We start from the raw sequence: 24,159 nt of genomic DNA, 5'->3' as shown, positions 1-24,159 counted from the left end.
CCCCATCCGGCCCTCGCGTGCGTAGGGGCAGCCATAAGGGCGACCGGGTTCCGTGGTAATGTCGTCGGATCAGACGAGGTAATCAAAATGAAGAACGATTTGAGCCGCCGACACCGAGTGCTGACGCCCGAAAGCCCGTCGGTCGAGGCTTTTGACGATCCGATCGCCGCCGTCGCGCGGCTGTCCGCCATTTACGACACGAACACGGGCTTCCTGCGCGATGCGTTCGCCCGCTATCGCCGCCACGAATCGATTACCGAGCACGTGCGCGCGTGCTACCCGTTCGTGCGGATCCGCACCGACGTCAACACGCACGTCGATTCACGCCGCTCGTACGGTTTCGTCGCGGGCCCGGGCGTATTCGAGACGACGGTCACGCGCCCCGATCTCTTCGCGAACTACTATCGCGAGCAACTGCGCCTGCTGGCGAAGAACCACCATGTGAAGATCGAGATCGGCGTGTCGTCGCAGCCGATTCCGATCCATTTCGCGTTTCCCGAAGGCATCCATCTCGAGGGCGAGCTCGATCGCGACCGCCTGCTCGCGATGCGCGACATCTTCGATACGCCCGACCTGTCGTATCTCGACGACCGCATCGTCAACGGCACGTTCGAGCCGGCGCCGGGCGAGCCGCATCCGCTCGCGCTGTTCACGGCCGCGCGCGTCGACTTCTCGCTGCACCGGCTGCGCCACTACACGGCGACGTCGCCCACGCATTTCCAGAATTACGTGCTGTACACGAACTATCAGTTCTACATCGACGAGTTCGTGAAGCTGGGCCGCACGGTGATGACGGAGAGCGACGATCCCGAGGTGCGTGCCTACCGGAGCCAGTACAGCGCATTCGTCGAGCCGGGCGATGTCGTCACCTACAACGCGAACCTCGGCAGCGAGCCGGCCGAGGGCGCCGCGCCGCCGCGCCTGCCGCAGATGCCCGCGTATCACCTGAAGCGCGCGGACGGCAGCGGGATCACGATGGTCAACATCGGCGTCGGCCCGTCGAACGCGAAGACGATCACCGATCACATCGCGGTGCTGCGTCCGCACGCATGGGTGATGCTCGGTCACTGCGCGGGGCTGCGCAACACGCAGCGTCTCGGCGATTACGTGCTCGCACACGGTTACGTGCGCGAGGATCACGTGCTCGATGACGACCTGCCGCTGTGGGTGCCGATTCCTGCGCTGGCCGAAGTGCAGCTCGCGCTCGAACGCGGGGTGGCCGAGGTCACGCAGCTCGATGGCGTCGAACTGAAGCGCGTGATGCGCACGGGTACGGTCGCGAGCGTCGACAACCGCAACTGGGAGCTGCGCGATCATCGCGAACCCGTGCAGCGCCTGTCGCAGAGCCGCGCGATCGCGCTCGACATGGAAAGCGCGACGATCGCCGCGAACGGCTTCCGCTTTCGCGTACCGTACGGCACGCTGCTGTGCGTGTCGGACAAGCCGCTGCACGGCGAGCTGAAACTGCCGGGCATGGCCGACACGTTCTATCGCGGGCAGGTTGACCAGCATCTGCAGATCGGTGTGAAGGCGATGGAGATCCTGCGCACGAACGGGCTCGACAAGCTGCATAGCCGGAAGCTGCGGAGCTTTGCGGAAGTGGCGTTCCAGTAACGCGCATGACTGGTATGGGGGGCGAGGCGCTGCCGGGCTTCACGGCGGCAGGCGCGCGCCTGCGTCACCCTTCCGGTCGCGTGGACACTCGTCGTGGCCGCAATGTGGCCTTCGTACTCGGACGCGGCCACGGTCTCCAATTTGGAAGTTGTCCTATAGTTTTGTCCTTGTCATCGAGAATATGCTCTTCTGCGTGGCGTTTTCCGACGCCCGCACGAAGGAACGGCGCACAGCCGATCCAATTGATTCCTATAATATTGAGAGCAGACAAATCCGATGAAAATCAAAATCCTGCTGGCTTCCCTGATGCTCACGGCTTCGCTGTCGGCCATGGCCCAAGCGGTGATCGGTCCATCCAAGCCGCAGCCGCCTTGCGAACGAGAAGCCGTGCTCGGCCCGTCCGATCCTTGCAAACCCGTCGCAGTGGTCGGCCCGAGCAAACCCATGCCGTGTTGGTGCTACATCGTTAAGTAAGCCGTGAAACAGGCGCGCCCATCCTTGGGTGCGCCTCGTTCGCCGGTTGAAGAGCGACAGAGAACGGAGCGCGTCGAGGGCGCGGCGGCGCGGCTTCGACTACGCCCCTTCGGCCCGTTCAGGGCGGCTCGATAGAAGAGCGCGCCTGCGTCGGCAGATCGCCGATTCGCGGTACAGGCGGCTCAACGCGGCAAGGCCGGGGGCTCAGCACTCACCCTTCTTCGCATGCCCAGGCGGGCAGTGATAGCCGCGATCGTCGTGGCCGCGATGACGCTGGTGATCTTCCCACTCGCGGCGTTCCCAGTAGCGGTGGCCGTCGTAGTAACGATCGCCGTGCCAGCCGACGATCACCGCGGGCGCCGGGGCGACCACGACGGGCGCCGGCGCGACGACGACCGGCGCGGGCGTGCCTATGTTGACGTCGACGTTGACGGCGTGGGCGAGGCCGGATAGCGAAAGTCCGAGGCCGGCGAAGGCAAGGGCGATCAGCGAGCGTTGCATGTTCTTTTCCGTGGTGTCGTTATAAAAGGCCGGCGCGACGCGATGGAAGCGAGGGGGACCGTTCCACCGGGGGAACGCCGCGCCGACACCTGCAGTGTGCTGGCGCGCGACGGAAAACGCGAGGCGGGTTTGTTACGGCGGATTGGCGGCCGGCAGGCGAGGGGTGCCGGCGTCGGGGCGCGTCATTTGACAATGGCGGCCCGCGCGTGCGGACGATGTGGCGCGCGCCGCACGGCACCGGCCGCGCGGATTTGACATTCGGCGGCGCTCGGCACGCGAAGCGCGATTAATGGCGCGTTACAAAGTGACACGCGGCAGGTGGCGGGATCGCCATGCCTGCCGCGCGGGAAGCGGTACGCCGGCCGTCGGGCCGGCGGTCGTCATGGATGGATTACAGGTAGAACATCCGGTCTTCTTCGGGGCGCGGTGGATGGCCGTCATCGTCCGAACCTTCTTCCTCGCCGCTGTCCTCGTAGAACGCGAGCACCGCGTCGAGCACCTGGTCGGGATCGTCGATCACCTGCATCAGGTCCATGTCTTCCGGATTGATGAGGCCCATCGGAATCAGCTGGTCGCGGAACCATTGCAGCAGCCCCTTCCAGAACTCGCTGCCGACGAGGATGATCGGCACGAGGCGCGACTTCTTCGTCTGGATCAGCGTGAGCACTTCCGACAGCTCGTCGAGCGTGCCGAAGCCGCCCGGCATCACGATCACCGCATCCGAATTCTTCACGAACGTGACCTTGCGCGTGAAGAAGTGGCGGAAGCGCAGCGAGATGTCCTGGTAGTGGTTGCCGGCCTGCTCGTGCGGCAGCTCGATGTTGAGGCCGACCGACGGTGCTTTACCGGCGTGCGCGCCCTTGTTCGCCGCTTCCATGATGCCGGGGCCGCCGCCGGAGATCACGGCGAAGCCGGCGTCGGACAGCTTGCGCGCGATCTGCACGGCGAGCTTGTAGTGCGGCGTGTCGGGCTTGAGGCGGGCAGAACCGTAGATGCTGACAGCCGGGCGGATCTCCGACAGGTACTCGGTCGCCTCGATAAACTCTGCCATAATCGTGAACATCTGCCACGATGCGCGCGCCTTCTTGGCCGTCGCGCGTTCTTGATCTGCGAGCGAACGCAGACTCGGAATCACTTTTCTCTTGTTCATAATGCCTGAAGAACGAAATCTGGAAGGTAAGACCCTGCTATTGGTTGACGGTTCGAGCTATCTGTATCGGGCTTACCATGCGATGCCTGATTTGCGTGGCCCTGGCGGGGAGCCGACCGGAGCGCTCTACGGAATCATCAACATGCTGCGCCGTATGCGCAAGGAAGTCAGTGCAGAGTATAGCGCTTGCGTGTTCGATGCAAAGGGCAAGACGTTCCGTGACGACCTTTATGCCGACTATAAGGCAAACCGTCCGTCGATGCCGCCCGACCTCGCATTGCAGGTCGAACCGATCCACGGCGCCGTGCGTGCGCTCGGCTGGCCGCTGCTGATGGTCGAAGGCGTCGAGGCCGACGACGTGATCGGCACGCTCGCGCGCGAAGCCGAGCGGCACGGGATGAACGTGATCGTGTCGACCGGCGACAAGGATCTCGCGCAGCTCGTCACCGACCACGTCACGCTCGTCAACACGATGACCAACGAGACGCTCGACCGCGACGGCGTGATCGCGAAGTTCGGCGTGCCGCCGGAGCGCATCATCGACTACCTCGCACTGATCGGCGACACCGTCGACAACGTGCCGGGCGTCGAGAAGTGCGGGCCGAAGACGGCCGTGAAATGGCTGGCGCAGTACGACAGCCTCGACGGCGTGATCGAGCATGCGGGCGACATCAAGGGCGTGGTCGGCGACAACCTGCGCCGCGCGCTCGACTTCCTGCCGCTCGGCCGCAAGCTCGTGACCGTCGAGACGGCCTGCGATCTCGCGCCGCATCTCGAATCGATCGAAGCGTCGTTGAAGACCGACGGCGAGGCACGCGACCTGCTGCGCGACATCTTCGCGCGCTACGGCTTCAAGACCTGGCTGCGCGAAGTCGACAGCGCGCCGGCGGAAGGCGGCGGCGCCGATGCGCCGGAAGGCGAGCCGGCGCCGGTGGTGGCGGCCGACATCGTGCGCGAATACGACACGATCCAGACCTGGGAGCAATTCGACGCGTGGTTCGCGAAGATCGACGCGGCCGAGCTCACCGCATTCGACACCGAGACGACCGCGCTCGACCCGATGCTCGCGCGGCTCGTGGGCCTGTCGTTCTCGGTCGAGCCGGGCAAGGCGGCGTATCTGCCGGTTGCGCATCGCGGCCCCGACATGCCCGAACAGCTTCCGCTCGACGAAGTGCTCGCGCGCCTGAAGCCGTGGCTCGAGTCGGCTGATCGCAAGAAGGTCGGCCAGCACCTGAAGTACGACGCACAGGTGCTCGCGAACTACGACATCGCGCTGAACGGCATCGAGCACGACACGCTGCTCGAATCGTACGTGGTCGAATCGCATCGCACGCACGACATGGACAGCCTTGCGCTGCGTCATCTCGGTGTCAAGACGATCAAGTACGAAGACGTGGCCGGCAAGGGTGCGAAGCAGATCGGCTTCGACGAAGTCGCGCTTACGCAGGCCGCCGAATACGCGGCCGAAGATGCGGACATCACGCTGCAACTGCATCACGCGCTGTATCCGCAGGTTGCGCGCGAACCGGGCCTCTTGCGCGTGTATCGCGAGATCGAGATGCCCGTGTCGCTCGTGCTGCGCAAGATGGAGCGCACGGGTGTGCTGATCGACGATGCGCGCCTGCAGGCGCAGAGCACTGAAATCGCGACGCGCCTGATCGAGCTCGAAGCGCAGGCATACGAACTGGCGGGCGGCGAATTCAATCTCGGCTCGCCGAAGCAGATCGGGCAGATCTTCTTCGAAAAGCTGCAGTTGCCGGTCGTGAAAAAAACGCCGAGCGGCGCGCCGTCGACCGACGAAGAAGTGCTGCAGAAGCTGGCCGAAGACTACCCGCTGCCGAAGCTGCTGCTCGAGCATCGCGGGCTGTCGAAGCTGAAGTCGACCTATACCGACAAGCTGCCGCGCATGGTGAACCCGTCAACGGGCCGCGTGCACACGAACTACGCGCAGGCCGTCGCGGTCACGGGCCGCCTGGCATCCAACGATCCGAATCTTCAGAACATTCCGGTGCGCACGGCCGAAGGCCGGCGGATCCGCGAGGCGTTCATCGCATCGCCGGGCCACCGGATCGTGTCGGCCGATTATTCGCAGATCGAACTGCGGATCATGGCGCACATTTCGGGCGACGCGTCGCTGCTGCGCGCGTTCTCGCAGGGTGAGGACATCCACCGCGCGACGGCCGCCGAGGTGTTCGGCGTGACACCGCTGGAGGTCAATTCCGACCAGCGCCGCATTGCGAAGGTGATCAACTTCGGGCTCATCTACGGGATGAGCGCATTCGGGCTCGCGTCGAACCTCGGCATCACGCGCGATGCGGCGAAGCTCTATATCGACCGCTATTTCGCCCGCTACCCGGGTGTCGCGCAGTACATGGAAGACACGCGCGCGGTTGCGAAGGAGAAGGGTTACGTCGAAACCGTTTTCGGCCGCCGCCTGTGGCTGCCCGAGATCAACGGCGGCAACGGCCCGCGCCGCCAGGCGGCGGAGCGCGCGGCCATCAATGCGCCGATGCAGGGCACGGCGGCCGACCTGATCAAGCTGTCGATGATCGCGGTGGACGACTGGCTCACGCGCGACAAGCTCGCGTCGCGGATGATCATGCAGGTGCACGACGAACTGGTGCTCGAGGTACCCGACGGCGAGCTGTCGCTGGTGCGCGAGAAACTGCCCGAAATGATGTGCGGCGTGGCGAAGCTGAAGGTGCCGCTGGTGGCCGAAGTGGGCGCCGGCGCGAACTGGGAAGAGGCACACTGACGCACCGTTGCGCGGTTCCCGATTCCTGCGGCATATTGTTGCAGGGATGCTGAATATCGAGATGGTTTGCTTGTGGTCAACGCGCAAGCTCCCGGACAATGCATGTCATTGACACGGGGGCAGCGCGCCCCGCGTTCCGAGTCGGGCGCATCGAAGTGCTTCGAACTGCACATCGATGATGTCCGAACCGGTTAATCCACCGGGTCGCGCGAATGCATCGCGTTCGCATCGTCCGGCGGCAGCAGTTTCGAATCGCAAAGGGGGAACAGATGCATCGGATCATCATCGTAGGTGGAGGCGCGGGCGGCCTGGAACTGGCGACGCGGCTCGGCGACCGTTACGGCGCGCGTGGCAATCGTCCCGCGCGTGCGCTTGTCACGCTCGTCGACCGCAATCCGACCCACATCTGGAAACCGCTGCTGCACGAGGTCGCGGCCGGCAGCATGGATCCGTTCACGCAGGAGCTCGAATACGCGGCGCAGGCGCGCTGGCATGGCTTCGAGTTCCAGCAGGGCGGGTTGACCGGGCTCGACCGCGCGGCGAAGCGCATCACGCTGTCACCCATCAACGACAGCGACGGCGAGGAGTTGTTGCCGGCGCGCGAGCTGGAATATGACACGCTCGTGATTGCGATCGGCAGCACGACTCACTTCTTTGGCGTGCAGGGCGCAGCGGAAAACGCGATCGCGCTCGATACCGTTGGCGAGGCCGAGCGCTTCCGCAAGCGGCTGATCGCTGCGTGCATGCGCGCCGAGCATCAGGCGCCGGCGCCGACCGCGCCGGGTGAAGCGGCCGAGCCGCGTATCCAGGTCGCGATCGTCGGGGGCGGCGCGACCGGCGTCGAGCTGTCCGCCGAACTGCGCAATACCGCGCAGGTGTTGTCGGCCTACGGGCTGCACAAGCTCGACCCGCGGCACGACGTCGGCATCGTGCTGATCGAATCGGGGCCGCGGATCCTCCCGGCGTTGCCGGAGCGCGTGTCGTCGGCGACGGCCGAACTGCTCGAAAAGATCGGCGTGCGGCTGATGCTCGCCGAGCGCGTGACCGAGGTGGCGCCCGGGGCCGTCCATACGGCGAGCGGCAATACGGTGCGGGCCGACCTGACGGTCTGGGCCGCGGGCATCAAGGCCCCGGCCGTGCTCGCCAATCTCGATGGCCTCCAGGTCAACAAGCTCGGCCAGCTCGACGTGCGCCGCACGCTGCAGACCTTCACCGACGACAACGTGTTCGCGCTCGGCGATTGTGCGGCATGCGCATGGCCCGGCAACGAGCGCAACGTGCCGCCACGCGCGCAGGCTGCGCACCAGCAGGCGAGCTTCCTGCTGAAGGCGATCGGCTGTCGACTCGACGGGCGCCCGCTGCCCGAGTTCACCTATCGCGACCTCGGCTCGCTCGTGTCGCTTGGCCATTTCAGCGCGGTCGGCAACCTGATGGGCGGGCTGATCGGGGGCAACATGCTGATCGAGGGGCTGTTCGCGCGCTTCATGTACATGTCGCTGTACCGGATGCACATCGCCGCGCTGCACGGCTATCCGCGCATGATGCTCGACACGGTCGCGCACTGGCTGCGGCGCACGACGCTGCCGCGCGTCAAGCTGCACTGAGCGCGCGTTCGCGCGGGAAGCGGGCGGAGAGTGCGCATGTCGTGCGTGGTCTCCGCCCGTTGTTCCTTGCGAGTAGTTGGGCAGTCGGGCCCTCGTGCCGGCGTGTGACGGGCCAAATCGACCGCGTGTTGTTCGTTTCAATCGGCAAGCATCCGATCGCGCAACGGCGATCGGCATGCGGGCCGTTGCATCGCGATTCGACGGGTCGCCCGCGGTGCTTGGCGCGACGATCGACGGGCCGAGTCAACACGCCGTAATCGAGTCTTACATATCCGACAGTTGACGCGACAACGGATTATTGGGCATCTTGTCCGGGTTTCCGTTCGCGGCGGGGTGCCAACCGCCGCGACATCCGCGCCGCGCGCCGGCGCGATGCCCCGTCATGCCGAGTCCGAGATCGTGACGGCGGCCCCCAATCGAGGAGTGCATTCATGTTGAAACCCGAAGTCGACAGCCTGGTTCCCCACGTTCCGTTCTCGCGCCGCAAGTTCATGCAGGCCGCGCTGGGCGGCGCTTTCGCGGCGGCCGTGCTGCCTGTGTCGGCACAGACGGTCACGACCGACAGCGAAGGGCTGGACGTCGACACCGTCGAGATCCGCTCGGGCGACGCGAGCGTGCCCGCGTATCGCGCGCAGCCGAAGGACAAGACGAACCTGCCGGTCGTCATCGTGATCCACGAGATCTTCGGCGTGCACGCGCACATCGCCGATGTCTGCCGCCGCTTCGCGAAGCTCGGCTATCTCGCGATCGCGCCGGACCTGTTCGCGCGGCAGGGCAATGCGGAGAAGTATCCGACGATCAAGGATCTGGTCGAGCACATCGTCAGCAAGGTGCCAGACCGGCAGGTGACCGAGGATCTCGATGCGACCGTCGCGTGGGCCGGCAAGAACGGCGGCGACCTGTCGCGTCTCGGCGTGGTCGGGTTCTGTTGGGGCGGCCGCCAGAGCTGGTTGTATGCGGAGCACAACCCGCACGTGCGTGCGGCCGTTGCATGGTATGGGTTCGTCGAAGGCAAGACCGACGAGATGACGCCGTTCAACCCGGTCGATCATGCATCGTTGCTGAAGGTGCCCGTGCTCGGGCTGTATGGCGAGAAGGATGCGAACATCACGCAGGCGTCGCTCGCCGACATGCGCAAGGCAATCCAGACGAGCGATTCGAAGCTCGCGCGCGAATCGGAGATCGTCGTGTACCCGGATGCCGGTCACGCGTTCTTTGCCGATTACCGGCCGAGCTATGTGAAGGCCGACGCGGAGGAGAGCTGGAAGCGCGCGATCGCGTGGCTCCGCAAGTACGGCGTGATGTAAACGGCAAGCGGCGGCATGGGCCGCCGCTTCGTTGCGACTGCGCCGTGCCGGCGCTTACGGCGTCGGGCCGGTTGCGATCGGCCGCGACGGATCGGCGCTCCATTCGCTCCACGAGCCCGGATACAGCGATGCGCCGTGCAGGCCTGCCACTTCCAGCGCCAGTGCGTTGTGGCATGCGGTCACACCGGAGCCGCATTGCAGGATCACGCGGTTCGGTTCGGTGCCCGCCAGCACGGCGGAAAACGCTTCGCGCAGTTCATGGCCGGTCTTGAAGCGGCCGTCGGCGGTCAGGTTGTCCTTGAAGAAGCGGTTACGCGCGCCGGGGATGTGGCCGCCCACGCGATCGATCGTTTCGTTTTCACCGCGGTAGCGGTCGGGTGCGCGCGCATCGATCACGACACGCGTGGGTGCGTTCACGTTGGCGAGCACGGCTGCCGCGTCGACCGTCGATTCGAGCGGCGCGGCCGCACGGAAATCGCCGGCTGCCGGGTGCGGTACGTCGGCCGTCAGCGGCTGGCCGGCCGCTTCCCAGGCCTGCAGGCCGCCGTCGAGCACGGCAACCGAATCATGCCCGAGCCAGCGCAGCAGCCACCACAGGCGCGCCGCATAGGCGCCGCCTTGTGCGTCGTACGCGACGACCTGCTGGCCCTGCTTGAGGCCGCGGCTCGCGAGCAGCGTGGCGAGTGCGTCGCGGGTCGGCAGCGGATGGCGGCCGTTGGTGCCTGTCTTGCGGCCCGACAGGTCGCGGTCGAGATGGAGGTATTGGGCGCCGGGGATGTGGCCTGCCGCATAGGCGGCTTCGCCGGCAGCGGGATCGACGAGATCGAAGCGGCAGTCGAACAGTGCGACGCTGCCGGGCGCCGCCGCCAGGCGCTCGGCGAGATTGGCGGCGGAGATGAGCGTGGTGTAGTGCGTGTGTGGCATGACGGCTCCCTGGAGTGCGAATGGCCTGACATTCCAAGTCTAAACAAAAAAGACGGGCCGAAGCCCGTCTTTTCGTCTGCCGGATGCGGTGCAGCGTCAAAGCGCCGCACCGGTTATCAAATGTCGCCGAGGTGGCGGCGCAGGAACTCGTGGAAGTGCTGCATGCCATCTTCCATCGGGCTCTGGTACGGGCCGACCTGCGATTCGCCGCGTGCCATCAGCGCACGGCGGCCTGCGTCCATCCGCATCGCGATCTCGTCGTCCTCGACGGCCGTCTCCATATAGGCGGCGCGTTCGGCCTCGACGAATTCGCGTTCGAACAGCGCGATTTCCTCGGGGTAATAGAACTCGACGATGTTGGTCGTCTTTTGCGGGCCTCGCGGAATCAGCCACGACACGACCAGCACGTGCGGATACCACTCGATCATCAGGCCCGGGTAGTAGACCATCCAGATCGCGCCGAACTCCGGCGGCACGCCGTTGCGGAACTTCAGCACCTGCTCGTGCCATTTCTGGTAAGTCGCGCTGCCCGGTTTCGCGAGCGCGTTGTGCACGCCGACCGTCTGCACGCTGTACCAGTCGCCGAACTCCCACTTGAGGTCGTCGCACGACACGAAGCTGCCGAGGCCCGGGTGGAACGGGACGACGTGGTAATCCTCGAGGTAGACCTCGATGAACGTCTTCCAGTTGTAATCGCACTCGTGCACTTCGACGTGATCGAAGAGGTACTCGGAGAAGTCGAAGTGATGCTTCGTGCCGAGGTGGGCGAGGTCGCGCGCGACATTCCGGCCCTCGGCCTCGAACAGCAGCCCCTGCCAGTTCTGCAGCGGGCTCTTGCCGAGGTTCAGGCACGGCTTGTCGGGGAAGTGCGGCGCGCCGAGCAACTCGCCTTCCAGATCGTACGTCCAGCGGTGCAGCGGGCACACGATGTTCTGCGTGTGGCCGCGCCCGTTGAGCATGATCGCCTGCCGGTGGCGGCAGACGTTCGACAGCAGTTCGATCTGGTTCGCCTGGTTGCGAACCAGCACGCGGCCTTCCTGCTCGGACGGCAACGCAAAATAATCCCCCGCCTCGGGCACCATCAACTCGTGCCCGACGTAACGAGGTCCTTTCTTGAAGAGGGTTTCGATCTCGCGCTGGAGCAACGCCTCATCGAAATATGCAGTGACTGGAAGCTGGCTGTGAGCCGACTTCAACTGAAGCGCATCGCTCAGATTGGACATTCCCACTCCCGGTGTTAGCGTGAAAGCAGTGAACAACCCAACCATCGAAAAATCGATTTAGGGAAACGGGGAATTATACCCGGTTCGCCTCGCAAGGCTAGGATTAAGTGCCTGATTTGTGTCAATTTTTTGTCGGGCGACAATCGGCAGGCGCACAATGTGTGTCGAAGGTGGGGCCGGAATATGTACCCGGGCGCCACGACGGCAGGTCGGAAAATTCTCTTTTGCCGTAGAATGTCCGACTTGTTTTGAAATTTGACACCCTCGTCCATGGCGAAAACCGCATCCCCAGGCGCCACGCCGCCCGGCAATGGTACCGAACCGTTGCCGGACAATTACGAAACGGCGCTCGCGGAACTCGAGACGCTGGTTGCCCGGATGGAAGGCGGCGCGTTGAGCCTCGAGGATTCACTGACGGCGTATCGCCGCGGTGCGACCCTCGTTGCGTTTTGCCAACAGCAGCTCGAGAAAGTGGAGCAGCAGGTTCGCGTGCTCGACGGCGCGACGCTGAAGCCGCTTTCGTCCGGAACGGCCGCCACGGACGGCGAAGACGACGATCTATGACATTCGAACAATGGATGCGGTCCGTGCTTGACCGTGTCGAGGACGCACTCGGCCACTATTTGCCCGCTGAAACCGTGGTGCCGGAGAAACTCCACGAGGCGATGCGCTATGCGGTCCTCGGCGGCGGCAAACGCGTTCGCCCGCTGCTGTGCCATGCAGCAGGCGAACTGACCGGCGCGACTGAAGCGGCCCGCAATGCGGCGGCGGCGGCGCTGGAGATGATCCACGTCTACTCGCTCGTGCACGACGACATGCCGTGCATGGACGACGACGCGCTGCGGCGCGGCAAGCCGACCGTGCACGTGCAGTACGACGAGCCGACGGCACTGCTCGTCGGTGACGCGCTGCAGTCGCAGGCGTTCATTGCGCTGACCGATGCCGCCGCGCTGTCGCCGGTGCAGCAGGCTGCGCTCGTGCGCGAGCTGGCGTTGGCAAGCGGCTCGATCGGCATGGCCGGCGGGCAGGCGATCGACCTGGCGAGCGTCGGCCTCAAGCTGACGCTTGAGCAGCTCGAGACGATGCACCGGAAGAAGACGGGCGCACTGCTGCGCGCGGCCGTGCGGATGGGCGCGCTGGCCGGCGAGACGCCGTCCGCGGAAACGATGGCGGCGCTCGATGTCTACGCGGGGGCCGTGGGCCTGGCCTTCCAGGTCGTCGACGACATTCTCGACGTCACGACCGATTCGGCGACGCTCGGCAAGACGGCCGGCAAGGATGCGGCGAACGACAAGCCGACCTATGTATCGATCCTCGGCCTCGACGCGTCGCGCGAGCTCGCAGCACAACTGCGCGCCGAAGCGCACGACGCGCTGAAACCGTTCGGCGCACGCGCACAGCGTCTGGCCGAACTTGCCGACCTGGTAGTGAACCGGGTCAGCTGACGCGAAAGCCCGCCGCCGCGCACCTGCTACGGTGCGTGCATCAGAATGCGGGCGCGTTTGATTTCCTACAATGGAACGACGATGTACGACTTGCTGAAAACCATCGACGACCCGGCGGATTTGCGCCGCCTCGATCGTCGCCAACTGCAACCGCTCGCGGATGAACTGCGCGCGTTCGTGCTCGACAGCGTGTCGAAGACGGGCGGCCATTTGTCGTCCAACCTCGGGACGGTCGAGCTGACGATCGCGTTGCACTACGTGTTCAACACGCCGAACGATCGGATCGTCTGGGACGTGGGCCACCAGACCTACCCGCACAAGATCCTGACGGGCCGCCGCGACCAGATGCATTCGCTGCGCCAGCAGGACGGCATCTCGGGCTTCCCGCGCCGCAGCGAATCCGAATACGACACGTTCGGCACCGCGCACTCGAGCACGTCGATCTCGGCCGCGCTCGGCATGGCGATCGGCAGTCAGTTGAACGGCGACGACCGCTTCTCGATCGCCGTGATCGGCGACGGCGCGATGACGGCCGGCATGGCGTTCGAGGCGATGAACAACGCGGGCGTGTCGGAAGACGCGAAAGTGCTCGTGATCCTGAACGACAACGACATGTCGATTTCGCCGCCGGTCGGCGCGCTGAATCGCCATCTCGCACGCCTGATGTCGGGCCGCTTCTATGCGGCTGCGCGCGCGGGCGTCGAGCGCGTGCTGAGCGTTGCGCCGCCGGTGCTCGAACTTGCACGCAAGCTCGAAGAGCACGCGAAGGGCATGGTCGTGCCGGCTACCCTGTTCGAAGAGTTCGGCTTCAACTACATCGGCCCGATCGACGGTCACGATCTCGATTCGCTGATCCCGACGCTGCAGAACATCCGCGAACTGCGCGGCCCGCAGTTCCTGCACGTGGTGACGAAGAAAGGCCAGGGCTACAAGCTCGCCGAAGCGGATCCCGTGCTTTACCACGGCCCCGGCAAGTTCAACCCGGCCGAAGGCATCAAGCCGTCGGCCACGCCCGCGAAGAAGACGTACACGCAGGTGTTCGGCGAATGGCTGTGCGACGAAGCCGAGCGCGACACGCGCGTCGTCGGCATCACGCCCGCGATGCGCGAAGGCTCGGGCATGGTCGAGTTCGAGAAGCGCTTCAAGGATCGCTACTACGACGTCGGCATCGCCGAGCAGCACGCGGTGACGTTCGCAGGCGGCATGGCAACCGAAGGCCTCAAGCCGGTCGTCGCGATCTACTCGACGTTCCTGCAGCGTGCCTACGACCAGCTGATCCATGACGTCGCGCTGCAGAACCTGCCGGTCGTGTTCGCGATCGACCGTGCCGGCCTCGTCGGCGCGGACGGCGCGACGCACGCGGGCGCGTACGATCTCGCGTTCATGCGCTGCATCCCGAACATGACGATCATGGCTGCGTCCGACGAGAACGAATGCCGCCAGATGCTGCACACGGCGCTGCAGCAGCCGAACCCGACCGCGGTGCGCTATCCGCGCGGCGCCGGCACGGGCGTGCCGACGGTGAAGGAATTCACCGAGATCCCGCTCGGCAAGGGTGAAGTGCGTCGCCAGACGTCGCAGCCGGAAGGCAAGCGCGTCGCAATCCTCGCGTTCGGCACGATGGTCGCGCCGTCGCTCGCCGCGGCCGAGGAGCTCGACGCGACCGTCGCGAACATGCGCTTCGTGAAGCCGATCGATGCGGCGCTCGTGCGCGAACTCGCCGAGACGCATGACTACGTCGTCACGGTCGAGGAAGGCTGCGTGATGGGTGGCGCGGGCTCGGCCTGCGTGGAAGCCCTGATGGAGAGTGGGGTTATCCGACCCGTACTACAATTGGGCCTCCCTGACCTGTTCATCGATCACGGCGACCCCGCGAAGCTGCTGTCGCAATGCGGCCTCGACGGCGCGGGTATCGCGAAATCGATTCGCGAACGCTTTCTGAATCCGGCGGCCGACGTCGCCGGTCAGGCGAAGCGCGTCGCATAAGCTGGCGCCGCCCGCGGGCGGTGTCGGTGCGACTGGCGCAACCGGTCTTCATTGATGCGGAAAACATGGGCCTGCGGGCCCATGTTGCTTTTCCGGCTGCCGCATGACGCGGCGTGCGCGTCGTCGAACGCGCGGCTTACAAGGATTGAACAAGATGAACCAGATGAATCCCGCCTTCGTGATGCCCGACGTGCAGAGCACGGTGGATACCCGCCAGATTCCGATTCAGCGTGTGGGCGTGAAGGCGGTCCGGCATCCGTTGACGGTGTGCACCGAAAGCGGCGACGTGCAGCCGACCGTCGGTGTCTGGAACCTCGATGTCCGCCTGCCGGCCGACCAGAAGGGCACGCACATGTCGCGCTTCGTCGCGCTGCTCGAAGAGAATCGCGCACCGCTGACGGTCGAGCGTTTTCGCGCGATGCTCGCATCGATGCTCGAGAAGCTGGAAGCCGAAGCCGGTCGCATCGAGGTCACGTTTCCGTACTTCGTGAACAAGACGGCGCCGGTGTCGGGCGTGCAGAGCCTGCTCGACTATGAAGTGACGCTCGCGGGTGAAAGCCGCAACGGCGATACGCGCCTGTTCCTGAAGGTGCTCGTGCCCGTGACGAGCCTGTGCCCGTGCTCGAAGAAGATCTCGCAGTACGGCGCGCACAACCAGCGCTCGCACGTGACGATCGACGCGGAGCTCGCGGCCGACCTGCCGGTCGAAGCGCTGATCCGCATCGCCGAGGAAGAGGCGTCGTGCGAGTTGTGGGGCCTGCTGAAGCGTCCCGACGAGAAGTTCGTCACCGAGCGCGCGTACGAGAACCCGAAGTTCGTCGAGGATCTCGTGCGTGACGTCGCGCAGCGTCTCGATGCGGACGAGCGTGTGGCGGCATACGTGCTCGAAGCCGAGAACTTCGAGTCGATCCACAATCACAGTGCGTATGCGCTGATCGAACGCGACAAGCGACAGGCTGCATAACGCTGCGGCGTTTTGTCGCGTCGATGAAGAAAGGCCGCTCATTTTTGAGCGGCCTTTCTGTTTGCCGGTGCGACGTTGCGTCGCGTGCGTGGCGCAGCTCAGCGCGCGAGCGACGCGAGATCCCAGCGCGGCTTCACCGTGAATGCGTAGTCGGCATTCGCCTGCTCGGGCCAGCGGCCGAGCCGCAACGCGCCTGCGAGCGCGATCATCGCGCCGTTGTCGGTGCAGAGCGCGAGATCGGGGTAATGCACATCGAAGCCGCGCTTGGCCGCGGCGGCCGACAGTGCCGCGCGTAGCTGGCGGTTCGCGCCGACACCGCCCGCGACCACGAGGCGCTTGAGCTTTGTCTTCTTCAGTGCGGCGAGCGACTTGGCGACGAGCACGTCGACGGCCGCGTCGACGAAGCCGCGCGCAAGGTCGGCCTTCGCGCGTTCGAGTGCTTCACCTTCGAGCTTGGCTGCTTCGAACTTCTTCATCTGCGTGAGTACGGCCGTCTTCAGGCCGCTGAAGCTGAAGTCGAGGTCGCCCGAATGCAGCATCGGGCGCGGCAGCACGACCGCGCCCGGCGTGCCGGTCTCGGCGAGCTTCGATACTTCCGGGCCGCCCGGGTAGCCGAGGCCGATCAGCTTGGCCGTCTTGTCGAATGCTTCGCCGGCCGCGTCGTCGAGCGTTTCGCCGAGCGTCTCGTAGACGCCGACGTCGGTCACGCGCATCAATTGCGTGTGGCCGCCGGACACCAGCAGCGCGACGAACGGGAACGGCGGCGGCTGGTCGACGAGCAGCGGCGACAGCAGGTGGCCTTCGAGGTGATGGATGCCGACGGTCGGCTTGTTCCAGGCGAGCGCGAGCGCATTCGCGATGCTCGCGCCGACCAGCAGCGCGCCGGCGAGGCCGGGGCCCTGCGTGAACGCGATCGCGTCGATGTCGTCGCGGCGCGTGCCGCTTTGCGCCATCACTTCCTCGAGCAGCGGCAGCGCGCGGCGGATGTGGTCGCGCGATGCGAGCTCGGGCACGACGCCGCCGTATTCGCGGTGCATGGCGATCTGCGAGTGGAGCGCGTGCGCGAGCAGGCCGCGCTGCGTGTCGTAAAGCGCGAGGCCGGTTTCGTCGCAGGAGCTTTCGATGCCGAGAACGAGCATGGGTACGGGCAGGGCACGCCGTATCGGGCGCGCCGCGGGAAGGTCAACGTAACCGGAAAGTATAGCAGGCGAGGGCCTGTCGCCGCTGGCAGCGGCCCGGGCCGGATGCCGGGCAGGTACAATCCGCGCCATGGAAACTTATGACATCGCCGTGATCGGCGCGGGCGCCGCCGGAATGATGAGCGCCGCGGTTGCCGGGCAACTCGGCCGCCGCGTCGTGCTGATCGATCACGCGCCGCGGCTCGCCGAGAAGATCCGCATCTCGGGTGGCGGCCGCTGCAACTTCACGAACCTGTACGCCGGCCCCGACAACTATCTGTCGTCGAATCCGCATTTCGCGCGCTCGGCGCTGGCGCGTTATACGCCGCGCGACTTCCTCGGGCTGCTCAAGCGCCATCACGTGACCTGGCACGAAAAGCACAAGGGCCAGCTCTTTTGCGACCACGGCAGCGACGCGATCATCGACGTGTTGAAGCACGAGTGCGACGCGGGCGGTATCGCGTGGCGCCGGCCCGTGGTCGTCGACGCGGTGCGCCACGCGCCGTCCGACGGCTTCACGCTCGACACGCAGCAGGCGGGGACGATCGGTGCGCGCGCACTGATCATCGCGACCGGCGGCCTGTCGATCCCGAAGATCGGCGCGACCGACTTCGGCTACCGGATCGCCAAGCAGTTCGGTCACAAGCTCATCGATACGCGGCCCGCGCTCGTGCCGTTGACGTTCGCGCAGCAGGACTGGGAGCCGTTCGCGGCGTTGTCCGGCGTATCGCTCGAAGTGCGCGTCTCGACCGGCGACAGGAAGCGCGGCGGCGAATTCGTCGAGGACCTGCTGCTGACCCATCGCGGCCTGTCCGGGCCCGGGATCCTGCAGATCTCGAGTTACTGGCAGCCCGGCGACCCGATTCGCGTCGATCTGTTGCCGCAGCGCGATACGGTGGCCGACCTGCTCGACGCGAAGCGCACGTCGAAGCGCCAGATCGGTTCGCTGCTCGCGGACTGGGTGCCGTCGCGCCTCGCGCATGCGTGGCTCGACACGCATCGCGTCGCGGCCGACGCGCGGCTCGCGGACCTGCCCGACAAGACGCTGCGCCAGATCGGCGACGCACTGTCCGGCTGGACGCTCACGCCGAACGGCACCGAGGGCTACAAGAAGGCCGAAGTGACGAAGGGTGGGGTCGATACGCGTGATCTATCGTCGGCGACGATGATGAGCGCGCGCGTACCGGGGCTGTTCTTCGTCGGGGAGGCGGTGGACGTGACGGGCTGGCTCGGCGGCTACAACTTCCAGTGGGCGTGGGCGTCGGGCACGGCGGCCGGACAGGCGGCGGCCGAGTATTCGCGCGGCGCCTGACGGCGCCGGGGCGACGCCATTTTGACGGGACCCGTCCCCGTGCCTTTAGGCAATCGCTCTGCTATACTCGGTAGTCTTTCCTTGCAAACCTTTATTCGTGTCGGATCATGACGATCATTCGCGTTAAAGAGAACGAGCCGTTCGAAGTTGCAATGCGTCGCTTCAAGCGCACGATCGAGAAGAACGGTCTGCTGACCGAGCTTCGGGCGCGCGAGTTTTACGAGAAGCCGACCGCGGAGCGCAAGCGCAAGAAGGCTGCTGCAGTGAAGCGTCATTACAAGCGCATCCGCAGCCAGACACTGCCGAAGAAGCTGTACTGAACGATTGGGCGCCGCGCGGTTCGCTGAGCGGCGCACCGGCGACTCCGTGCGATCAGGTGATCGCGAAAGATCGTGCATGATCGTGCGACCGATCAGGCGAGCCGCCGATGCCGGATTCGAGCAACCCGCTTGAGACATTGTCCCAAGCGGGTTTTTGTGTTGACGCCCTTGCCGGGCGTCGGATTCACGTTTCCTTCCCGGGTGAAAGATGAGTTTGAAAGAGCAGATCAGCGAAGACATGAAGGCCGCGATGCGCGCGAAGGAAAGCGAGCGTCTGGCAACGATTCGCCTGCTGATGGCCGCGATCAAGCAGCGCGAAGTCGACGATCAGATCACCCTCGACGATGCGGGCATCACGGCCGTGATCGACAAGATGATCAAGCAGCGCAAGGATTCGATCAGCCAGTTCCAGGCCGCCAGCCGTGACGATCTCGTCGCGAAGGAGCAGGCCGAACTGGTCGTGCTGAGCGGCTACATGCCCGAGCAGCTGTCGGAGGCCGAGGTGGCCGCCGAAGTCCAGGCAGCGGTCGCGCAGACGGGCGCCGCCGGCCCGCAGGACATGGGCAAGGTGATGGGCGTGCTGAAGGGCAAGCTCGCCGGCCGCGCCGACATGACGGCCATTTCCGCGCTGGTCAAGGCCGCGCTCACGAAGTAACACCGGTTTCCCCGGCGCGCGCGATGCGTGCGTCGGGGTGTCGTATTGTCTTTTTTCGCTCGATCCCACGGTGATTCCGCATTCGTTCCTGCAGGACTTGCTGAACCGCGTCGATATCGTCGACGTGGTGGGCAAGTACGTGCAGCTCAAGAAGGGCGGCGCCAATTTCATGGGGCTGTGCCCGTTCCATAACGAGAAGAGTCCGTCGTTTACCGTCAGCCCGACCAAGCAGTTCTATCACTGCTTCGGTTGCGGGGCTCACGGCACGGCGATCGGCTTCCTGATGGAACACGCGGGGCTCACATTCCCGGAGGCCGTGCAGGATCTCGCGCAGTCCGTCGGGCTGACCGTGCCGCACGAGCCGTCGATGCGTGGTGGCGGTGGGGGCGGCGGTGGCGGTGACTATCCGGCGCCCGTGTCGAAATCGGTCGCAACCGCGTTGTCCGATGCGATGACCGCTGCATGCGACTACTACCGCAAGCAGTTGCGCGGCGCGACCGTCGCGATCCAGTACCTGAAGAACCGGGGCCTGACCGGCGAGATTGCCGCGCGCTTCGGGCTCGGTTATGCGCCGGACGGCTGGCAGAACCTCGAGGCCGCGTTCCCTGATTATCGCGACGAGTCGCTCGTCGAGTCGGGGCTCGTGATCGTCAGCGAGAAGACCGATGCGCAGGGCGTCGCGCGCCGCTACGACCGGTTCCGCGAGCGGATCATGTTCCCGATCCGTAACGTGAAGGGGCAGGTGATCGGCTTCGGCGGGCGCGTGCTCGGCAGCGGCGAGCCGAAGTACCTGAATTCGCCTGAAACCCCGCTGTTCAACAAGGGTAGCGAGCTGTACGGCCTGTTCGAGGCGCGGCTCGCGATTCGCGAGCGCAAGTACGTGCTGGTCGTCGAAGGCTACATGGATGTCGTCGCGCTCGCCCAGCTCGGGTTCCCGAACGCGGTCGCGACGCTCGGTACCGCGTGCACGCCGATTCACGTGCAGAAGCTGCTGCGCCAGACCGATACGGTCATTTTCAGCTTCGACGGCGATTCGGCCGGGCGGCGCGCGGCCCGGCGCGCGCTCGAGGCCTGCCTGCCGCATGCGGGGGACAACCGCACGATCCGGTTCCTTTTTCTGCCGGCCGAGCACGATCCGGACAGCTATGTACGCGAGTTCGGCGAGGCGGCGTTCTCCGAGCAGATCGAGCGCGCGATGCCGTTGTCGCAATTTTTGCTGAACGAAGCAATTGCCGGCAAGGCGCTCGATCAGCCGGAAGGCCGCGCGAAGGCGCTGTTCGATGCGAAGCCGTTGTTGCAGGCGCTGCCCGCGAACGCGTTGCGCGCGCAGATCATGCACATGTTCGCCGACCGCCTCGACATCCCGTTCGAAGAGGTCGCGGCGCTGTCCGACGTCGACACGCGGATCGCGGCACCGCCGCGCCAGGCGCCCCCGCGCAGCGAGCGGCGCCGCGTGACGGACAGTGAGAAGCGGGCATTGCGCACGCTGGTGATGCATCCGCGCATCGCGTCGCAGCTCGACGATGAGCAACTGGCGACCTTGCGCGCATTGCCGCGCATCGGCGAGCTGTTCGCGGAAGTCGTCGATCATGCGCGCGCGCTGGGCGAAGGCGCGGAGTTCCGGCTGCTGTCGGATGTCCTGCGGACGTCCTCGAATGGAGCGACTTACGAGGAAATCTTCCGCGAAATTCTGGACTATGATGAAAACGTCCGTGACTTGCTGTTACAGAATCCGGAAGACGAGACGGTGCCCGAGCGGCAGCGTGAACAGGAACGGATCGCGGGGGAGGAACTGCAGGCAGCGGTGCTCAAGATGCGTTACGACGCCTGCTGCGACCGGCTTGACAGGCTGGCGCGGCAATCTGCCTTCACACCCGAGGAATTGGCCGAATTGACGGAATTGAACCAGCAGCGGACCGACATGAAGCGTCGGCTCGGGCTGTAGGCGGCTGGAGAGCTTAGAGAGGGCTCCCCAGCGTGCTATAATATAAGGTTTCCAGCGGTTTGTTTTCTAAGCAGAGGCGAGAATCGCGATGGCAAAGACGACAGGCGGAAAGAAAGCAACAGGCAAGGGCTCGACGGAGCCGACCAAAAAGGTCACAGCGGCCAAGTCTGCTTCTTCCACCAGGACAACGTCTTCAGCCACGTCAGCCCCGGCAGGAAAGAAAACCGCGGCCGGCACTGCTCAGGCTGCGCCGGCGCCGGCAGCCAGAACACGGGCTGCCGCCAGACCCGACTCCGGGCCGGCCAAGCCGGCGGCGAAGCGGGCAAGTGCGAAAAGCGCAAGGGACACGACTGCCGCCGCGGACGAAACGGCAGTACGTACTACTCATGCACCCACGGTTCAACCGGCTGTCGTCCAGCAGCCGCGAGTCGATATAGCCGGTACGGCGAACTCCATGACCAAAAAGCTGAACGAAGTATCCGTCGAAGACGACGCAAATCAGAGCGACGAGCAGCCCGCAGCAGCGGCGGCTGCACCGGGCAAATCCAAGGTGCGCGATCGTCGCGCCAAGGAAAAGGCGCTGCTGAAGGAAGCGTTCGCGACGAGCACGCCGGGTACGGCCGAGGAGCTCGAAGAGCGCCGCGTGAAACTGCGCGCGCTGATCAAGCTCGGCAAGGAGCGCGGCTTCCTGACGTACGCCGAAATCAACGACCACCTGCCGGACAACTTCACCGAGACCGAAGCCCTCGAGGGCATCATCGGCACGTTCAACGACATGGGCGTGGCGGTCTACGAGCAGGCGCCGGACGCGGAAACGCTGCTCCTGAACGACAACGCGCCTGCCGCGTCGTCGGACGATGAAGTCGAAGAGGAAGCGGAAGTCGCGCTCTCCACCGTCGATTCCGAATTCGGCCGCACGACCGATCCGGTCCGGATGTACATGCGTGAAATGGGCACGGTCGAGCTGCTCACGCGCGAAGGCGAAATCGAGATCGCGAAGCGGATCGAGGACGGCCTGCGTCACATGGTGATGGCCATCTCCGCGTGCCCGACGACGATCGCCGACATCCTCGCGATGGCCGAACGCGTCGCGAACGAAGAGATCCGCGTCGACGAGCTCGTCGACGGCCTGCTCGATCCGAATGCTTCGGACTCCGCCGATACCGACGGCTTCTCCGCGAAGGAAGCGGAAGCCATCGAGAACGAGGATGAGGAAGCCGAAGAGGAAGAGGAAGAAGAGGAAGAGGAGGAAGATGACGGTGCCGCGCAGGCATCGGCCAACGCCGCCCAGCTCGAAGCCCTCAAGCGTGCGTCGCTCGAGAAGTTCTCGCAGATCAGCGAGTGGTTCGACAAGATGCGCCGCGCGTTCGAAAAGGAAGGCTACAAGTCGAAGGCCTACCTGAAGGCGCAGGAAACGATCCAGAGCGAACTGATGACGATCCGCTTCACCGCGCGTACCGTCGAGCGCCTGTGCGACACGCTGCGTGCGCAGGTGGACGAAGTGCGTCAGGTCGAACGCCAGATCCTGCACATCGTCGTCGACAAGTGCGGCATGCCGCGTTCCGAATTCATCGCGCGCTTCCCGGGCAGCGAGACCGATCTCGACTGGGCCGAGAAGATCATGGCGGAAGGCCATTCGTACAGCGCGGTGCTGTCGCGTAACATCCCGGCGATCCGCGAACAGCAGCAGCGCCTGCTCGACCTGCAGGCGCGCGTCGTGCTGCCGCTGAAGGACCTGAAGGAAACCAACCGCCAGATGGCGGCCGGCGAACTGAAGGCGCGCCAGGCGAAGCGTGAAATGACCGAGGCGAACCTGCGTCTCGTGATCTCGATCGCGAAGAAGTACACGAACCGCGGCCTGCAGTTCCTCGACCTGATCCAGGAAGGCAACATCGGCCTGATGAAGGCAGTGGACAAGTTCGAATACCGTCGTGGCTACAAGTTCTCGACCTATGCGACGTGGTGGATCCGTCAGGCCATCACGCGCTCGATCGCGGACCAGGCGCGCACGATCCGTATTCCGGTTCACATGATCGAGACGATCAACAAGATGAACCGCATCTCGCGGCAGATCCTGCAGGAAACCGGTCTCGAGCCGGATCCGGCCACGCTCGCCGAGAAGATGGAGATGCCGGAAGACAAGATCCGCAAGATCATGAAGATCGCGAAGGAGCCGATCTCGATGGAAACGCCGATCGGTGACGACGACGATTCCCATCTCGGCGACTTCATCGAAGACACCAACACGGTCGCGCCGGCGGATGCCGCGCTGCATGCGAGCATGCGCGACGTCGTGAAGGACGTGCTCGATTCGCTGACGCCGCGCGAGGCGAAGGTGCTGCGGATGCGCTTCGGTATCGAGATGAGCACCGATCACACGCTCGAGGAAGTCGGCAAGCAGTTCGACGTCACGCGTGAGCGGATCCGTCAGATCGAGGCCAAGGCGCTGCGCAAGCTGCGTCACCCTAGCCGTTCCGACAAGCTGAAGTCGTTCCTCGAAGGGAACTGATTTCCAGCGTCTCTCCTGCGAACGCCGCCGGTATCCGCGTGATGCCGGTGGCGTTTCTCTTCTTTGTTGTTACAATGCCGGCCCGGCTTCTTCGTCGGGGTAGCGTGTGACACGCTTCGCTTCTCATCAGGGCTTGTAGCTCAGCGGTTAGAGCAGTCGACTCATAATCGATTGGTCGCGGGTTCGAACCCCGCCGGGCCCACCAGATTTCATGTGCGCGTTCGCGCAGCATGCCGAAAACCCGCGATGGCTTCATGCGTCGCGGGTTTTTCTTTGTGCGGATGCGAGACGAG

At 65.2% G+C, this 24,159-nt stretch carries 19 protein-coding genes and 1 tRNA gene; 15 read left to right on the top strand and 5 right to left on the bottom strand.

The genetic code is table 11. The annotated features are described in order from the left end of the window. Positions 1 to 87: 87 nt before the first annotated feature. Together CFB47_RS28015 and CFB47_RS40745 are read left to right on the top strand one after the other, a co-directional pair. Positions 88 to 1,614, top strand: a complete 1,527-nt coding sequence (locus CFB47_RS28015; protein ID WP_089462944.1) for an AMP nucleosidase — start codon at positions 88 to 90, stop codon at positions 1,612 to 1,614. 276 nt (positions 1,615 to 1,890) lie between these two features. Further along, positions 1,891 to 2,088: a hypothetical protein gene (locus tag CFB47_RS40745; protein ID WP_105749919.1), complete on the top strand. Its 198-nt coding sequence runs from the start codon at positions 1,891 to 1,893 to the stop codon at positions 2,086 to 2,088. A 204-nt stretch (positions 2,089 to 2,292) separates the two neighbouring features. On the opposite strand, the gene CFB47_RS28010 is transcribed toward CFB47_RS40745, so the two are convergent. Together CFB47_RS28010 and CFB47_RS28005 are read right to left on the bottom strand one after the other, a co-directional pair. Beyond that, positions 2,293 to 2,589 (bottom strand): hypothetical protein, encoded by a 297-nt coding sequence (locus CFB47_RS28010; RefSeq protein ID WP_089442992.1) that lies wholly within the window; start codon positions 2,587 to 2,589, stop codon positions 2,293 to 2,295. A 391-nt stretch (positions 2,590 to 2,980) separates the two neighbouring features. Beyond that, positions 2,981 to 3,739 carry a TIGR00730 family Rossman fold protein gene (locus CFB47_RS28005; RefSeq protein ID WP_069259466.1) on the bottom strand — a complete coding sequence of 253 codons (759 nt, stop codon included), beginning with the start codon at positions 3,737 to 3,739 and terminating at the stop codon, positions 2,981 to 2,983. Position 3,740: 1 nt separating this feature from the next. Here CFB47_RS28005 and polA point away from each other — a divergent pair, with 1 nt between their 5' ends. The 3 genes from polA to CFB47_RS27990 all read left to right on the top strand — a co-directional run bounded on the left by polA (position 3,741) and on the right by CFB47_RS27990 (position 9,405). Next, positions 3,741 to 6,494, top strand: coding sequence for a DNA polymerase I (gene polA / locus CFB47_RS28000; protein WP_089462943.1), 2,754 nt, complete (start codon positions 3,741 to 3,743; stop codon positions 6,492 to 6,494). A gap of 269 nt (positions 6,495 to 6,763) precedes the next feature. Continuing rightward, positions 6,764 to 8,098, top strand: coding sequence for an NAD(P)/FAD-dependent oxidoreductase (locus CFB47_RS27995; RefSeq protein WP_089462942.1), 1,335 nt, complete (start codon positions 6,764 to 6,766; stop codon positions 8,096 to 8,098). Between the two features lie 431 nt (positions 8,099 to 8,529). Then, positions 8,530 to 9,405 (top strand): dienelactone hydrolase family protein, encoded by an 876-nt coding sequence (locus tag CFB47_RS27990; protein ID WP_069251089.1) that lies wholly within the window; start codon positions 8,530 to 8,532, stop codon positions 9,403 to 9,405. Between the two features lie 54 nt (positions 9,406 to 9,459). Here CFB47_RS27990 and CFB47_RS27985 read toward each other — a convergent pair whose 3' ends face one another. Next, a complete protein-coding gene (locus tag CFB47_RS27985) occupies positions 9,460 to 10,329 on the bottom strand; it encodes a sulfurtransferase (RefSeq protein WP_069251090.1) in 870 nt (289 codons plus the stop codon). Positions 10,330 to 10,445: 116 nt separating this feature from the next. Beyond that, positions 10,446 to 11,552 carry an aromatic ring-hydroxylating dioxygenase subunit alpha gene (locus CFB47_RS27980; RefSeq protein WP_089442988.1) on the bottom strand — a complete coding sequence of 369 codons (1,107 nt, stop codon included), beginning with the start codon at positions 11,550 to 11,552 and terminating at the stop codon, positions 10,446 to 10,448. 270 nt (positions 11,553 to 11,822) lie between these two features. Between CFB47_RS27980 and CFB47_RS27975 the strand changes: the two genes are divergently transcribed. The 4 genes from CFB47_RS27975 to folE2 all read left to right on the top strand — a co-directional run bounded on the left by CFB47_RS27975 (position 11,823) and on the right by folE2 (position 15,947). Beyond that, complete coding sequence (locus tag CFB47_RS27975; RefSeq protein ID WP_027791079.1) at positions 11,823 to 12,116, top strand: exodeoxyribonuclease VII small subunit; 294 nt, start codon at positions 11,823 to 11,825, stop codon at positions 12,114 to 12,116. Next, positions 12,113 to 12,997, top strand: coding sequence for a polyprenyl synthetase family protein (locus tag CFB47_RS27970; protein ID WP_089457814.1), 885 nt, complete (start codon positions 12,113 to 12,115; stop codon positions 12,995 to 12,997). Before CFB47_RS27975 ends, CFB47_RS27970 begins: the two co-directional genes overlap by 4 nt. Positions 12,998 to 13,078: 81 nt before the next feature. Continuing rightward, on the top strand, positions 13,079 to 14,983 hold the full coding sequence (gene dxs, locus CFB47_RS27965; protein WP_039358114.1) for a 1-deoxy-D-xylulose-5-phosphate synthase: 1,905 nt from the start codon (positions 13,079 to 13,081) through the stop codon (positions 14,981 to 14,983). Between the two features lie 154 nt (positions 14,984 to 15,137). Next, positions 15,138 to 15,947 carry a GTP cyclohydrolase FolE2 gene (gene folE2 / locus CFB47_RS27960; protein ID WP_011355803.1) on the top strand — a complete coding sequence of 270 codons (810 nt, stop codon included), beginning with the start codon at positions 15,138 to 15,140 and terminating at the stop codon, positions 15,945 to 15,947. Positions 15,948 to 16,045: 98 nt separating this feature from the next. On the opposite strand, the gene tsaD is transcribed toward folE2, so the two are convergent. Further along, positions 16,046 to 17,086 carry a tRNA (adenosine(37)-N6)-threonylcarbamoyltransferase complex transferase subunit TsaD gene (gene tsaD, locus CFB47_RS27955; RefSeq protein WP_011355802.1) on the bottom strand — a complete coding sequence of 347 codons (1,041 nt, stop codon included), beginning with the start codon at positions 17,084 to 17,086 and terminating at the stop codon, positions 16,046 to 16,048. Between the two features lie 130 nt (positions 17,087 to 17,216). Here tsaD and CFB47_RS27950 point away from each other — a divergent pair, with 130 nt between their 5' ends. From CFB47_RS27950 to CFB47_RS27925, 6 genes are all read left to right on the top strand, one after another. Beyond that, a complete protein-coding gene (locus CFB47_RS27950; protein ID WP_089462941.1) occupies positions 17,217 to 18,437 on the top strand; it encodes an NAD(P)/FAD-dependent oxidoreductase in 1,221 nt (406 codons plus the stop codon). 107 nt (positions 18,438 to 18,544) lie between these two features. Next, positions 18,545 to 18,757: a 30S ribosomal protein S21 gene (gene rpsU / locus CFB47_RS27945; protein ID WP_006479415.1), complete on the top strand. Its 213-nt coding sequence runs from the start codon at positions 18,545 to 18,547 to the stop codon at positions 18,755 to 18,757. Between the two features lie 208 nt (positions 18,758 to 18,965). Continuing rightward, a complete protein-coding gene (locus CFB47_RS27940; protein WP_039358132.1) occupies positions 18,966 to 19,412 on the top strand; it encodes a GatB/YqeY domain-containing protein in 447 nt (148 codons plus the stop codon). A gap of 70 nt (positions 19,413 to 19,482) precedes the next feature. Continuing rightward, entirely contained in the window at positions 19,483 to 21,357 is a 1,875-nt protein-coding gene (gene dnaG, locus CFB47_RS27935) for a DNA primase (RefSeq protein ID WP_089442982.1), read from the top strand. Positions 21,358 to 21,445: 88 nt separating this feature from the next. Further along, the gene (gene rpoD, locus CFB47_RS27930; RefSeq protein WP_089442981.1) at positions 21,446 to 23,866 is read left to right on the top strand and encodes an RNA polymerase sigma factor RpoD; all 2,421 of its coding nucleotides are present in this window, start codon (positions 21,446 to 21,448) and stop codon (positions 23,864 to 23,866) included. A gap of 129 nt (positions 23,867 to 23,995) precedes the next feature. Continuing rightward, positions 23,996 to 24,071: transfer RNA gene (locus CFB47_RS27925), tRNA-Ile, on the top strand. Positions 24,072 to 24,159 lie beyond the last annotated feature (88 nt).

It is taken from the genome of Burkholderia sp. AU27893 (genome assembly GCF_002223205.1).
In the GTDB taxonomy this organism is placed as follows: Bacteria; Pseudomonadota; Gammaproteobacteria; order Burkholderiales; family Burkholderiaceae; genus Burkholderia.
This window is presented reverse-complemented; position numbering and strand designations above follow the sequence as displayed.